14 protein-coding genes are annotated in these 12,526 nt (G+C 35.7%); 7 read left to right on the top strand and 7 right to left on the bottom strand.

What is annotated here, in order from left to right; translation table 11 throughout:
* Positions 1-34: 34 nt before the first annotated feature.
* The 3 genes from B5D30_RS05165 to brnQ form a co-directional block, all read right to left on the bottom strand.
* Complete coding sequence (locus tag B5D30_RS05165) at positions 35-487, bottom strand: S1 domain-containing RNA-binding protein (protein WP_078806970.1); 453 nt, start codon at positions 485-487, stop codon at positions 35-37.
* A 24-nt stretch (positions 488-511) separates the two neighbouring features.
* Positions 512-904: a septum formation initiator family protein gene (locus B5D30_RS05160; protein ID WP_159443214.1), complete on the bottom strand. Its 393-nt coding sequence runs from the start codon at positions 902-904 to the stop codon at positions 512-514.
* A gap of 183 nt (positions 905-1,087) precedes the next feature.
* Entirely contained in the window at positions 1,088-2,440 is a 1,353-nt protein-coding gene (gene brnQ / locus B5D30_RS05155) for a branched-chain amino acid transport system II carrier protein (protein ID WP_078806968.1), read from the bottom strand.
* A gap of 667 nt (positions 2,441-3,107) precedes the next feature.
* Here brnQ and B5D30_RS05150 point away from each other — a divergent pair.
* Positions 3,108-4,598: a helix-turn-helix domain-containing protein gene (locus tag B5D30_RS05150; protein WP_078806967.1), complete on the top strand. Its 1,491-nt coding sequence runs from the start codon at positions 3,108-3,110 to the stop codon at positions 4,596-4,598.
* A gap of 40 nt (positions 4,599-4,638) precedes the next feature.
* Here B5D30_RS05150 and B5D30_RS05145 read toward each other — a convergent pair whose 3' ends face one another.
* Positions 4,639-5,256 carry a nitroreductase family protein gene (locus B5D30_RS05145; RefSeq protein ID WP_078806966.1) on the bottom strand — a complete coding sequence of 206 codons (618 nt, stop codon included), beginning with the start codon at positions 5,254-5,256 and terminating at the stop codon, positions 4,639-4,641.
* A 166-nt stretch (positions 5,257-5,422) separates the two neighbouring features.
* Between B5D30_RS05145 and B5D30_RS05140 the strand changes: the two genes are divergently transcribed.
* From B5D30_RS05140 to B5D30_RS05115, 6 genes are all read left to right on the top strand, one after another.
* Positions 5,423-5,665: a hypothetical protein gene (locus tag B5D30_RS05140; RefSeq protein WP_078806965.1), complete on the top strand. Its 243-nt coding sequence runs from the start codon at positions 5,423-5,425 to the stop codon at positions 5,663-5,665.
* 184 nt (positions 5,666-5,849) lie between these two features.
* Positions 5,850-6,152, top strand: coding sequence for a nucleotidyltransferase family protein (locus tag B5D30_RS05135; protein WP_078806964.1), 303 nt, complete (start codon positions 5,850-5,852; stop codon positions 6,150-6,152).
* Entirely contained in the window at positions 6,142-6,513 is a 372-nt protein-coding gene (locus tag B5D30_RS05130) for a HepT-like ribonuclease domain-containing protein (protein WP_078806963.1), read from the top strand. The genes B5D30_RS05135 and B5D30_RS05130 overlap by 11 nt, the downstream gene beginning before the upstream one ends.
* Positions 6,514-6,631: 118 nt before the next feature.
* The gene (locus B5D30_RS05125; protein WP_078806962.1) at positions 6,632-6,952 is read left to right on the top strand and encodes a nucleotidyltransferase family protein; all 321 of its coding nucleotides are present in this window, start codon (positions 6,632-6,634) and stop codon (positions 6,950-6,952) included.
* The gene (locus tag B5D30_RS05120) at positions 6,942-7,340 is read left to right on the top strand and encodes a ribonuclease HepT family protein (RefSeq protein WP_078806961.1); all 399 of its coding nucleotides are present in this window, start codon (positions 6,942-6,944) and stop codon (positions 7,338-7,340) included. The genes B5D30_RS05125 and B5D30_RS05120 overlap by 11 nt, the downstream gene beginning before the upstream one ends.
* 134 nt (positions 7,341-7,474) lie before the next feature.
* Positions 7,475-7,693, top strand: a complete 219-nt coding sequence (locus tag B5D30_RS05115) for a hypothetical protein (protein ID WP_078806960.1) — start codon at positions 7,475-7,477, stop codon at positions 7,691-7,693.
* 417 nt (positions 7,694-8,110) lie between these two features.
* Here the strand turns inward: B5D30_RS05115 and B5D30_RS05110 are convergent, their stop codons facing one another.
* From B5D30_RS05110 to B5D30_RS14065, 3 genes are all read right to left on the bottom strand, one after another.
* Entirely contained in the window at positions 8,111-11,161 is a 3,051-nt protein-coding gene (locus tag B5D30_RS05110) for a WxL domain-containing protein (protein ID WP_078806959.1), read from the bottom strand.
* Between the two features lie 102 nt (positions 11,162-11,263).
* Positions 11,264-11,980, bottom strand: a complete 717-nt coding sequence (locus B5D30_RS05105; protein WP_078806958.1) for a hypothetical protein — start codon at positions 11,978-11,980, stop codon at positions 11,264-11,266.
* A 438-nt stretch (positions 11,981-12,418) separates the two neighbouring features.
* A complete protein-coding gene (locus tag B5D30_RS14065; RefSeq protein WP_078806957.1) occupies positions 12,419-12,526 on the bottom strand; it encodes a putative holin-like toxin in 108 nt (35 codons plus the stop codon).

Below are 12,526 nucleotides of genomic sequence, written 5' to 3'. Positions count from 1 at the left end.
CTTATCAAAAAAGCAAGCACTCATATGCTTGCCTTTAACCTCTGCGACCACCACGACCGCCACGCTTGCCCTCTGTATTTCTTCTAAGACTTGCTAGACGTTCGTCACTTGTTTTCAAAAAAGAGTTCATCAAGGAATCAAAATCCTGCTTGTTATCAAAGTTTTGCTTTGAAACATTTTTTTTCTCTCTTGAACGTTCAAATTTTCTTGGCTCTCTTTTTTCTTTTGCAGGTAATTGCTTTTTCGTTGGAACTTCTTCAGCTTGCTTAATCGAAAGACTAATTTTGCCCGCATCTGAAATACTTAGCACTTTCACCTTTACCTCATCGCCTACATTCAATACCTCGTTAACATTTTCTATGAAATTATTGGAAACTTGTGAAATGTGTACTAAACCGCTTTTCCCTTTTCCGAGATCAATAAATGCACCAAAATTGGTAATTCCCGTCACTTTCCCTTGAAGTTTTTGTCCTGCTTCAACTGACATGAAAAAATTTTCCTCCACCTATTTTTACTTTCCCTCATTTGATCTATTTTCTGTTAAAAAGGGTGCTAAATCTGGATAAATTGCCTCCCCTTTTTTAGAATATAAATATTTACTTCTAGCTACTTTTGCTACATACTCATCGTCTTGTAAAAGTTTCACTTGTTTTTCTGCTTTCGCTTTCTCTTTTTTCAACTCTTTTTGCTCTGAGATAGCTTTTGCAAATTCACTTTGATTACTTACAAGCTCATTGTAGGCTTCAAATAGGCGAATACTTGGAATTGTAAAAAGAACCATTGCAAGCACAAAAATAACCGCAATTCTACGACGCTTGAACACTTCTTTTTTTCTTTGTTTCATATTCTCTTTATTTTTTTGTATCGTATGTTCATTATTCAATGGAATTACATTGTCCCGCATGCCCTTTTCACCGTCCATTCACTCCTATTCTAAACTAATACCTTTAGTGTAGCAAATTCATTTCTACTTGTAAATTATTTTCCCACGTAATTTGATAATTTTCTCATATTTCCCTTTTTCCGCCAATTTCTCCGCTTAAAAAACAGAGGAAATCAATCCCCTGCTTTACATTTTCTTGTGAAATCATTCTTTTACAGTTTTTCCCGTTGGTGAAAGTTGTGCGTGAGCAAGACCAATGAAAAGTCCTACAATCGACGGAACAATCCACCCCATTCCCATATCGAAAAATGGAAGATGTTTCGCAATCGACAAAATCCCTTTTACAAACTCTACTTCTTTCAATGCTGTTGCAGCATTGAGAGCATCAAAAAGAGCCGTTACGCTTGTGAATATTGTCACCCAGACATACACTTCTTTTTTATACCCTATCACTTGCTCAAGCAATGCAAGCAAAATCAACGTCATCGCTAAAGGATATAAAAACATCAAAACAGGTACGGCAATACTAATAATCGCCGACAAACCAACATTAGCAAAAATCGCTGGCAAAACTGCCGCAAGAATACTCGCTTTTTTATAAGAAACACTTGGGAGCATTTCCTCCGTTGCCTCAGAAAAAGCCGTAATCAACCCAACTGCCGTTTTCAAACACGCTATTGTAACGATAAATGCAAGCAAAATCGCCCCCGGAAGTCCTAAATAGTAATTCGCAAGCTCGGCAAGAGCAATTCCTCCATTTTCACTCAATGAAAATTTCCCAAGACTTAGCACTCCTGCATAAGTCAGTGCAGTGTAAATGACACTCATCAAAATAATCACGACAATCCCACTCTTCAGCACTTCTTTTGCAACAGCGGTTTTTGTTTTCACTCCTAATTGTCGTATAGTAGAAATGACCACAATCCCAAATGCAAGTGCCGCAAGAGCATCTAGCGTATTGTACCCTGCTTTAAAGCCCTCAAAAAATGGCGAAAGCTCGTAGTTTGGTTGCACCTTTACACCATTTAGGACACCAAGCGGTTTTAAAAAGACCATTACAAGTAAACTACTCAATAAAATCAAAAAAATTGGATTTAAAAATTTCCCTACAACAACCAAAATTTTTGCCGAATTTCTCGCAAGCAACCACGCTAGTGTGTAAAAAACAAATGAAAAAATTGCCAACGCTACTTGCTGATTATTTTTAGAAACAAATGGTGCAACACCAATCGTAAATGACGTTGTCGCAAGTCTTGGTGCAGCAAAGAAAATACTAATAGATAGATAAAGTAATGCTGTAAACACACCCGCATATCTTCTATCCACCTTGCTTGCAAGCTCATGCACACCACCAACACCTGTCACACCCATAGCAAGCACACCTAAAAACGGCAATCCTACCGCCGTAAGAATAAACCCAATATTTGCAAGCCCTACACTACTTCCCGCATTTTGTCCCATATTCACAGGAAAAATCAAATTCCCCGCTCCAAAAAACAAGCCGAAAAGCATACTTCCTATAAAAATTGTTTCTTTTAGTTTTAATTTGTTATCCATAATTTTATAATCCCTTTCTCAATCGCACTTCCAATAGAATCTCTTCCTATTTCCCAAACTTACATTCCTTCTACTTTAATGAAAAATGCTCTCTTCTGTTCTTTCACACCTCCACATTCTCAACAGTCTCCAGCAAATTATATCATCTTCGATAATCAATAAAGTTCTTTCCGCCACTTTTTCACTATTTGTTATTATGCCGATTTTTTTATGAACTTTCAAGGAAAACCTACGATTTCTTTCCAAATCGAGAAAAATAATGAAAAATCATTCTTTTCAATAAAAAAGTCAGTTTTCAATATTTCCCATATATTTCCTTTGAAATATTATATTTTTTGTCTTAAACGTAGTTTTTAGGAAAGACCTGAAATCAAACGTTTATTATTGATTTATTTACATTTTTTAGTTCCTTCTTCAATTTTTTTGTATTTTTTTAAAAAAACGGCTAGAAAAGTCGTGCAATTCTAAAATTGTTTGCTTATAATATAGAGGTGAGAGGGTGAAGCTTTTCTTTTTATCTTACAAAAAAGTAAAAAAAATAGTGAGTTTTACTCACGAGTGTGAAAAAAAAAGCGAAGAGGGGCATTATGAATCTAGGGTAGTAAGCCGTGTCGTTTACTTGCTACTACACTTCAGTTCCTCGTAGCTAGACAAAAGGAGGACAATTATGCTATTTGATCAACTAATGTTTGACAACCCGACAATGTCTCGCTTCCACATCTATCGTTCGCTGTTCATCCATGCCGAAGGAATTTATCAAGTACATTTCTTCGCAGATCTTCATGGATTGAATTATCAGCAAATGGTTGGACTTTTAACAGACATTGACGAGGACTTGAAACAAATCAATCCAGAGCATGAAAAGGTGCTAGAAAGAAATGGAAAAATTAATTTATTCCATTTGGACGTAGGGATTGACGAGTACCGTTATTTCTTATTGCAACGAAGTGTGCCATTTTTATTCATTCAGGAAATTTTGAATGGAGAAGAAATGACTGTTGATGACTTCTGTCTGAAACATGATATTTCACGTTCTACCGTTTCACGTAAGTTATCAGCTATCTCTAAATTTTTGAGAAAGTATAGAATTAGATTTACTTACACGCCTTTGGATATTGTAGGTGACGAAACGCTTATCCGTTTGACTTTATTCTACTTATACTGGATTGGCGTGCGTGATATTGCTTGGCCTTTCAAAATCTCGAAAGAGGAAGTCGAAAACATCATGAAAGAATACCCAAACGTTTTGCGTATGAGCAACAATTATTTGGGTAAAAAAGAAATGTTCTATCTCTTCGCTATTTTCGCTAGTCGTGTGAAAAAAGGGAAGTTTGTCAAAGATTACAAAGAATGGAAAACGTTTTTCGACAACAATCCTTACTATGAAAATGTATTGTTGAAAAAAATGGACGGTTTAGATGATAAATTCCGCCTTGCCGAAACGCATTTCTTCTTATTCTTGACACATTTCATTCCTTATTATAGTGAAAAGGATTCTGAGGATATGCAACAAACGATTCGTGATTTCCGCAATCGTCATTCAGATCATCCACTCTCTATTATGAATGATAAATTTATGTATTATGTCAATGAAAATCTATTCACCAATTTAGATCGTGAAACAGAAGATTTATTAATGGCAAACTTTATCAATATTAGCTTCACGTATTATGTGCTAAATTCAAGTATTCCTGACTTTGAAGTATTAGGAACCTCTCTTTATCCTACTACTGACGCACATAGAGAGTTGCACGCAAAAGTAAAAGATTTCTTCGATAAATTGTTTACTTCTAACACGTACTCTCGATTTAAAAACTCAAAAGAATCTTTGATTCGTCGCTATACGAATCTTTTGTTGCCGTATTACTACGAACAAGGAAAATCTCCTGTCATTCGTGTCGGAATTGCACTTGAACGCAACCAAATTCTTTTACAACGCTTGAAAATGTTCTTAAAATCTCTTAATTTCGTTGAAATTGAAGATTTTGCACCTGAAAATGTTCATCAATACGATTTGGTCATTTCAAGTACAACAAGTATTCTACAAGATTTCCCCGGTGTGAAATTGTTCTACTGGGATATTGAATACGGACATAATGAGTTAATGTTCCTTTATCAATATTTGCAACAGACCTATTTGACACCACAAGAACTTTAAAAAAACACCCCCGGAAAAAAGATTTCGGGGGAATTTTATATTATTTCACCACTTTAAAGCGGTCAGCATCATTCATAAATTCTTTTTCTCCAGCAGGTGTTTCCACACTACCAAAGACTAATTGACCACGCAATTTCCATTGGCTTGGCAAATTCCATTCTTTTGCAACTGCCTCGTCAATGACTGGGTTGTAATGTTGCAAATTCGCACCAAGTCCAAGTTCGCTAAGTGCCACCCATGCGTTTACCGTTGCAATTCCTGTTGACTGCTCGCTCCAGATTGGGAAGTTGTCTGCATAGAGTGGAAATTGATTTTGGAGATTTTTCACAATATCCACATCTTCAAACATCAATGCCGTTCCAACACCTGCTGCAAAGCTATTCAACTTCGCTTCTGTATTGTTCCAAGCCTCTTCTGGCACACCTTGACGATCCATTTCCGCTTTCAATTCAGCTTTGACGATTGCCCACAATTTTTGATTAGCATCTCCAAACAAAATCAACGCACGAGAAGTTTGTGAATTGAACGCTGACGGAGAAAGTTTCACCGCCTGCTGAATTGTTTCAGCCATTACTTCTTCTGAAACATCTGTATTACGTCCGATTGCGTAAACAGAGCGACGTTTTGCTAATGAATTTAAAAATGTGTTTTCTGACATGATATGTCCTCCTAGAATCTATTCTTTATTATTTCTACATTTATTATCTTATCACCTTACTTTTTGTAAGTAAAATATTTTGCTCATGTAATCTTTCCTTTATTACACAATTAGACTGAGGCATGATATAATTTGGATAGAGGAAAAACAGAAAGAGGTACTCATCATGGCACAAGCGATTCGATTAGATGATTTTAAAGAAAAAGAAGTGTTTCTATTGAGTAAACAGGAATATGATGATTTGCAAAGAGAAATTGAGAGGTTGAAAAAGGAAAATAGCAGAAATAAAGCAAAAATTAGATACTATCAAGAGATGCAAAAAGGAATCTTTTCAACAGCAAACGGGGAAGGACGTTTGTGGGAAGAAGCTAAAAAAGAGTTGTGGGGGAAAATGGAAGTAAACTACTGAGTAGTAAGCAACTATAAAATATTCAATACTTATGAGGAAGCTGGGAATTGGGCTTGTAATAGAGCTAGAGATTTACAATTACTTGACGGAAAAAATTATAATTACGGTGTTTCTCCTGCTAAAAATATGATCAAAACCATGTTATAATCAAGGTAAGAACGAAAAGCAAAGGAAGTGAAAAATCATGGTTTATACGATAGAGGAAATCAAAGAAAAAGTAAAACCTATTGCTAAAAAATATCATGTAAAAGAAATGTATTTATTTGGTTCTTATGCACGTGGTACTGCAACAGATTCAAGTGATTTAGATTTTGTTGTAGTAGGAAATTTAAAAAGAATGATACCTATCTCTATTGATTTACAAGAAACATTTCATTTAGAAAATGATGTCCTAAGCGAAGAACAAATGAATACAATGAGTTCTCCTATTGGAAGAAAAATAAAAGAAGATTTTGAAAGAGAAAAGGTTATTGTTTATGAAGAATGAAAGCAAAGAAACAGATATACTCTATTTGCGTGAAATGATTTACTATGCTGAAAAGGTAGAGGAACGATTGAATACTGCTTTACGTTATAATATTCCTCTTGATGATGAAATGGTTTTGGATAGTTTAGTAATGAATATAGGACAAATTGGAGAACAACTAGATGAGCAGAAATTATCATCTAAAATAAAAGAAAAATATTCCAGTTGTATTCCTTGGAAAGAAGTTAAGAATTTTAGAAATTTAGCTTATCATGCTTATGGTAAAATAAATAAAGCAGAAGTTATGGAAATAGTAAAAAATGACATTCCCGTATTAATCGAAAATTTATATTTTATTGTAAGGAAAGAATTAGAAGAATAATTAACGGAAAAAACAATTTCAAAAATGAAGTTGTTTTTTCTCGCTTCTCCTGCTTAAAATATCATCAAAACCATGTTATAATCAAGGTAAGAACTAAAAGCAAAGGAAGTGAAAAATCATGGTTTATACAATAGAGGAAATTAAGGAAAAAGTAAGACCTATTGCGGAAAAATATGAAGTTCCAAAAATATATATTTTTGGTTCTTATGCAAAAGGGCAAGCAGATAGTGAAAGTGATGTTGATATTTTATATCAGAAAAAAGGCTCAAAAGTGATAGGTTTTGTGAAGTATGAGTTTCAAGAGGAATTAGAAAAAACTCTTGGTCTTGAAACGGATATTATTACTTTAGAAAGTTTAAATCATGAAAAAAACAGAGAACATTTACCATTATTTATAGGTCGTGTTGAACATGATAAGGTGTTGATTTATGAGAAATAGAAAATTGTATTGGGATTTTGACAATGATGTAGAAGTAATAAATACTATGTTGCGTTATATCTCTGAGATTAGTGAAATGATTGAACGATTCAAAGGTGATATGAAATTATATGAAAGTGATTATGCTTTTCGTTATGCTTTAGATATGCCATTGTTTCAAATACAAGAACTAACACAATCAAAATTATCAGATGACTTTAAGAGTAGATTTTCAGATGAAGTCAATTTTAATTCTATTCGTTTGAATAGAAATGATTTAGCTCATGCTTACGGTGTAATTGACTATGAGGACGAATGGTACACTATAAAAATTTGGTTGCCTACTTACGAAGAATTTCTACTGAAAGCAAAAAGAATATTAAATAGCGAACTTGATGAAAACAACTAAAATAGCTTAATTAGAATAACGAAAGAAAAGACAATTTCAAAATTGGAGTTGTTTTTTCTCGCTTCTCCTGATTAAAATATCATCAAAACCATGTTATAATCAAGGTAGAAAAAGATAAGAAAGGGGTGTTTATCATGCCACAAGCAATTAGATTAGACGGAAATATTCAAGATAGAGAAATTGTTGTCCTTTCAAAAAAAGAGTATGATTCAATGGAGCAAGAAAACAAGCGTTTAAAAGCTGAATTGCGTTTATCGCAAGAATTACAGAAACCTTTAATTTCCTTAATCAATGGAAATGTTAGCAAGTGGGAAGATGTACGAGATAAGTTGTGGGGGAAAGAATATGAGTAAGTAGTTAATTATCTCTTCAGAGGCAACGGAAGATTTAGAGCATTTAAAAGATTTTTTATACCACCAAACAAAGTCTAATCAAGTTGTTCGTAGATTTGAACATGAAATTGATGCCGCCTTTGAAAAAATAACAACAAATCCTTGATTAACTCCCTTAATTCCAGATAGAGAACCATTTAGGAAAAAGATACAGTGGAGATATTTAATTTTTTATATTGATTTTAAAGAAACAGTTTTTATCGCTCGGATTTTTCATCAACACGAAAATTGGTTTGAGCATTTAATCGCAGAATAACGAAAGAAAAGACAATTTCAAAAATGGAGTTGTCTTTTTATGTTGACTGAAAAAAATAAAAAAAAGAAAGGCAAAAATATCCCCCCAAAAAAAAAAGACACCCAAACGGGTGTCTCAAAATTTTAAGGGCCATCGACAAGTCGCCATTCAACTACTGCTTGGTAGCCTCCAGTCTGGCTGGTTGATTTTTGCGGAACATCAAGGTAGAATCCTTTTTTGTTCGTCCAATCATCTGATAGTCGCCAGTTGTTTTTGTTGCTACTAGCGAGGTTACTTTCGCTGTGAAGTAGAACACTACCTGTTGCAGGGCTAATGGTGATGTCTTGGTTGCTTGTATTGACATAGTGCAAACTCCAAGGGTAAATCTTGTTGTTGCTGTCCTCGAATGGTTGCAATAGTTCAAACGTCAATTTCCATGAACTACGGTTGTGACGGTTGTCCCAAATGTCTAGCACCTTATCATAACTTTGTGCATCTATCTTCTTGTTCGTACTTGGTAATTCGCTTGTACCGAAGTCAATCGTCGTTGGTGAAGAGAGAATTTGCAGTGTTCCCTCGAACACGTAAGTTACGATTGCACCTGTACCTGTTACCACAACTGCTGTTTCATTTGCAGGGTGGACTGGCAAGTAGTAGTGGCGAGCAATGATTTTGTTGACCGCATCATGTACTGCTTGCTTCGTACTAAGGTCAACGGTAGAACCAATTTGCTCTGTCAAGCGAACCGTAGGCTCGAGTGTTTGACCGTTTTTATCTTCAAATTTTACGAGAATGTCGGCAAACATATTTTTAACGAATACGTCAAATTGAAGTGGAATGTCCATACTCGTTCCGATATTGCTCCCTTTAATGTGAGCTGTTGGTTTGTAAGAACCACGTGGGGAACCACCTTTGTCTAGTGACATTGGGTCAAGTCCGTCCATATTGTCAAATTCGATATATTTGTTGTCAACGATTTTTTCCTGACCGTTAATATACACTTTTATCACAGGGTTCGCACGTGTGACGATTTCTTGTTTGAGCTGATCCATGTTCCATGTTTGCATTTGGTCGGTTTGTAGCTCAATGCTAGGAATCATTTGAGTAAGTGGTATATTATGCACCATTAACTCAGTGGAAATCGTTCGCTCATTCCCTGCTTCGTCGGCAAGCACTACGTCAAATGGTAAAACTGTGCCGTCAAGAGCTGTCCCTACCGCAGTTTTCAAGTTCGTCTCATCTATCGGGTTAACCCACCTAGCAGTAAAGTTTTGATTGCTATCTTTGATGTTAAATTCATCTCGGATATTGGTCAAAGCATACAGCAGATTGGTTGGCACTTGGTCTGGACGGTAGAGGTGGTACTGGAGTTTCGTCGCTGTTGGTGCGGTAACGTCTTTTACAACTGTCGAAACACTCGTCCCCGCTCCTGATACACCAGACGGTGTAGCTGTAATATCCACTCTAACAATTTCACCAGATTTAAAACGAGGGTTGACATTTGGTGTTTGCCAAGTATTCGTATTAAACTGTTTAGCTGCCATAATCTGATTCCATGTCGCTGTATTATCACTTGAACGGAATGCTCGAAGTGAGGCTCCTGGAAGTACTGAACCGTCTGCAAAAAGTGAGCTGTTGCTCGTTTGGTCATCCGTTAATGGATTTATCTTTACATTTGCAGATGTTTCTTTCAATTTTAAAACAATGGTACTACCATTAGTAGTATAACCTGACACCATATTAGGGAACGGAGCGTAACCTGATAAACTTGTTTTCATTTCAAAGTACACCAAGCCATTTAGTTGTAATCCTCGGTCTTGAGGAATCGAAAACTTCCCGTCTGCCCCTGTTGTAAATTTTCCACATGAATAAAAACCATCTGAATCCAAAAATGCTTCAAATTCAACACCAGGAATTGGGTCACCCGTTAATTCTCCAACTAGTTGCACGTTTGCATTTGTTTTAAAAGAGAAATTAATTTGTGAACTACGACTACCATCTTTCCCAGCAATCGTTTCCCACCGCATCGCTTCCGCATAACCATTAACATCAACGTTCGCCATTGTCTGGGTCGTCAAACTCCCGCCAGCTCCTTCGACTGTATAATCCGTTTCAAGTCTTCGTCCCAAGCCGTCATATAACCATGATTTTAGAGTGCCGGGCACCATTCTATACGAAAGTTCATTCCACGATTCGTTCTCAAATTTAGTCCCCGTTTGATTTCCTTTCAAAGTTCGTTCAATTTCAAACTGAGTTTTAAAAAGGTTTGCTGATTTTAAATACCTCTCTCTATCATACTGTGAAGCATTATCCATATTAGGATCTTGATCATAATACAAGGCTTCTGGAGAGAAAGTGAAAGTATTCCCCCATATAACATTGTTATTCTGACTAGCAGTCAAGTGCTCCGGTAAAACTATACGAACTGGAATTTTAGGATTAAGCGTTTGTTTATCCCTTACTTCATAATCCACCTCAATTCCAAAATTACTATTAGCTTTCCCTAAATGCATGAACTTCAATTCTCTATTGGAAGATCGTTCCATAGTATTGTCAGTTCTGTCAAAAACACCTATACGCGTTGATTTAGTAGATGTTGTATTACTCGTTAAGCCAGTCAATTTTACACGTAAAACATCAATTTGCCCTGGTCCACCATATTTTGCTGTTACTCTAAAAGGAAATTGGTATGGTCTTCCTGCTGATATTTCAAAATCATGGAAGTCAATGGGAATTTCGATTTTTGTCCACACATCGTTAGTATTAGGAAGCGTTCGCCACACTTTGTATTTCCCTGTTGTAGTACGATAACTACTACTACCATTATCAGTGTTTTCTCTAGAATTTTGCTCATCCAATCTTAATTCTATCTGGATGGGTTCCGTACTCTTATATAGATAATTCATGTAAATAGTACTTCCCGCACTACCACGACTAATATCCGCTCTTCTCTTACTACTATCTGAGGTAGGCAATTTATCAAAACTATACATAAGCATCTTTAAATAGTAGGAATCATAGGTCGAACCTCCAAATGCCTCAGTAGTACCAACTTTACCACGATTAGACAGTACACTTTCTGTCTGTTCACTATACTTAATTTCAAATGCCGCCTCTACGTTATCAGTTCGCACTATGAAAAAAAGTGCAAATGTTAATAGCAGAGATATTGGCAGTAATATTTTATTTTTCATGCCTCTCTCTTTTTTTAAAAACTTTAATTTCCTTTGATGTATCAATTTTTTCCTCATTTCCAGCCCCACTTTCTAACAACTATTTTTTCTATTATATATTACTTATCCTAGTTGCCCTACTTCGATATTTTGTGCATGATCTTCTAAAAATCCGATCCTTATCGCACACTTGAGTTTGTCATTCACCCAGATAAGCGTTCCTTCGCCATTTTCAAGTTTGCCACTACTTGCCTTGCCGAATTTTTTGATTAGCTCCTCGCTTTTTGTCCCACCCTTTCCTTCTTGTACTAGTTTGACACTCTTGTCAAAATCGGTCAGCCATTTATTTTTGCTCCAATGATCTTTTGGATAATCAGCATACTGCATCATAATATCCGTTTCTCCGTTGTCATCAAAATAAATTTTAACCTTTGTATATCCATCGCCCCAGACGGCTACAAAGCCTTTAGGACTTACGAAATCATCTGCCTGCTTTTCTTCAGGCTCCCCCATTTTTGCGACGATTTCATCATATTTCGTGCCATGCTTGGTTACTTCTTTTGTCGAAGAGTTCACCATTCTAGCGTAAACAAATTGAGAAAACTTATCTTGATAATTGCTTTGGGTACCCTCTAAAGTCGGTAACCCCCATGTAATTTTCTCACCCTTGTACTCCGAAACCTCTGCTTCTCCTAAGTAGTCCGTTGCCTTTTCTGTTTTCTGCTCACTTTTTGCTGTATCTTCACTTTTTTTCTCTCCACCACAGGCAGAAAGTGAAAAAAGCATCATCACGCCCAACACGACAGCTCCAAGACGAGTAGTATTGTTTAATCGAGTCATTCCCCTTATTTTCTCCTCTTGATTTATTTTATTTGTCCAAAAATCTCTAGTCTTCCTTGGCAATTTGAACATCACTTAGTCCATAGACAAATTACACTAGATAACTTGCCTATCTTACAGGTTCATATACAATCATAAACCCTAAGTTAAAAACACACACTATTTTTTCCTCTATTTCAAAAAAAAGAACAAATAAAGCGTTTCCATTTATAAATTTCTAGAAATTATAAAAAACTGAATGATTTTACACAGAAAAAATCAACGGGAAATATAGACATCGCCATATGAGAAAATAAAAAAGAAATCTAACTTTTTATAGTTGACTTCTTCCACATTCGGTATATAATAAAAGTAAGGAACGACCGATTTAAAGAATCGGTAGCTTGTTTTTAAGTCTAAAAAATAGACCGTTACCTGCTAAAGTAAGACGGTCTATTTTTATTGCTTCTTATTGCGATCAATAAGAGCAACGACAAAGCTAAGCAACGCTACAACAAATGCTCCAAATGCGAGCATGAGTTGCAGAGCTTCAGCTGTTGTCATCAT

This window comes from Pilibacter termitis, from assembly GCF_900167335.1.
Taxonomy (GTDB): domain Bacteria; phylum Bacillota; class Bacilli; order Lactobacillales; family Streptococcaceae; genus Pilibacter; species Pilibacter termitis.
The sequence above is the reverse complement of the archived record's forward strand: the minus strand, read 5'-3'. Positions and strand labels throughout refer to the sequence as shown.

Coding starts and splice junctions, on each gene's coding strand:
- B5D30_RS05165 (WP_078806970.1), bottom strand. CDS start 487: ATGTCAGTTGAAGCAGGACAAAAACTTCAAGGGAAAGTGACGGGAATT.
- B5D30_RS05160 (WP_159443214.1), bottom strand. CDS start 904: ATGCGGGACAATGTAATTCCATTGAATAATGAACATACGATACAAAAA.
- brnQ (WP_078806968.1), bottom strand. CDS start 2,440: ATGGATAACAAATTAAAACTAAAAGAAACAATTTTTATAGGAAGTATG.
- B5D30_RS05150 (WP_078806967.1), top strand. CDS start 3,108: ATGCTATTTGATCAACTAATGTTTGACAACCCGACAATGTCTCGCTTC.
- B5D30_RS05145 (WP_078806966.1), bottom strand. CDS start 5,256: ATGTCAGAAAACACATTTTTAAATTCATTAGCAAAACGTCGCTCTGTT.
- B5D30_RS05140 (WP_078806965.1), top strand. CDS start 5,423: ATGGCACAAGCGATTCGATTAGATGATTTTAAAGAAAAAGAAGTGTTT.
- B5D30_RS05135 (WP_078806964.1), top strand. CDS start 5,850: ATGGTTTATACGATAGAGGAAATCAAAGAAAAAGTAAAACCTATTGCT.
- B5D30_RS05130 (WP_078806963.1), top strand. CDS start 6,142: ATGAAGAATGAAAGCAAAGAAACAGATATACTCTATTTGCGTGAAATG.
- B5D30_RS05125 (WP_078806962.1), top strand. CDS start 6,632: ATGGTTTATACAATAGAGGAAATTAAGGAAAAAGTAAGACCTATTGCG.
- B5D30_RS05120 (WP_078806961.1), top strand. CDS start 6,942: ATGAGAAATAGAAAATTGTATTGGGATTTTGACAATGATGTAGAAGTA.
- B5D30_RS05115 (WP_078806960.1), top strand. CDS start 7,475: ATGCCACAAGCAATTAGATTAGACGGAAATATTCAAGATAGAGAAATT.
- B5D30_RS05110 (WP_078806959.1), bottom strand. CDS start 11,161: ATGAAAAATAAAATATTACTGCCAATATCTCTGCTATTAACATTTGCA.
- B5D30_RS05105 (WP_078806958.1), bottom strand. CDS start 11,980: ATGACTCGATTAAACAATACTACTCGTCTTGGAGCTGTCGTGTTGGGC.
- B5D30_RS14065 (WP_078806957.1), bottom strand. CDS start 12,526: ATGATGACAACAGCTGAAGCTCTGCAACTCATGCTCGCATTTGGAGCA.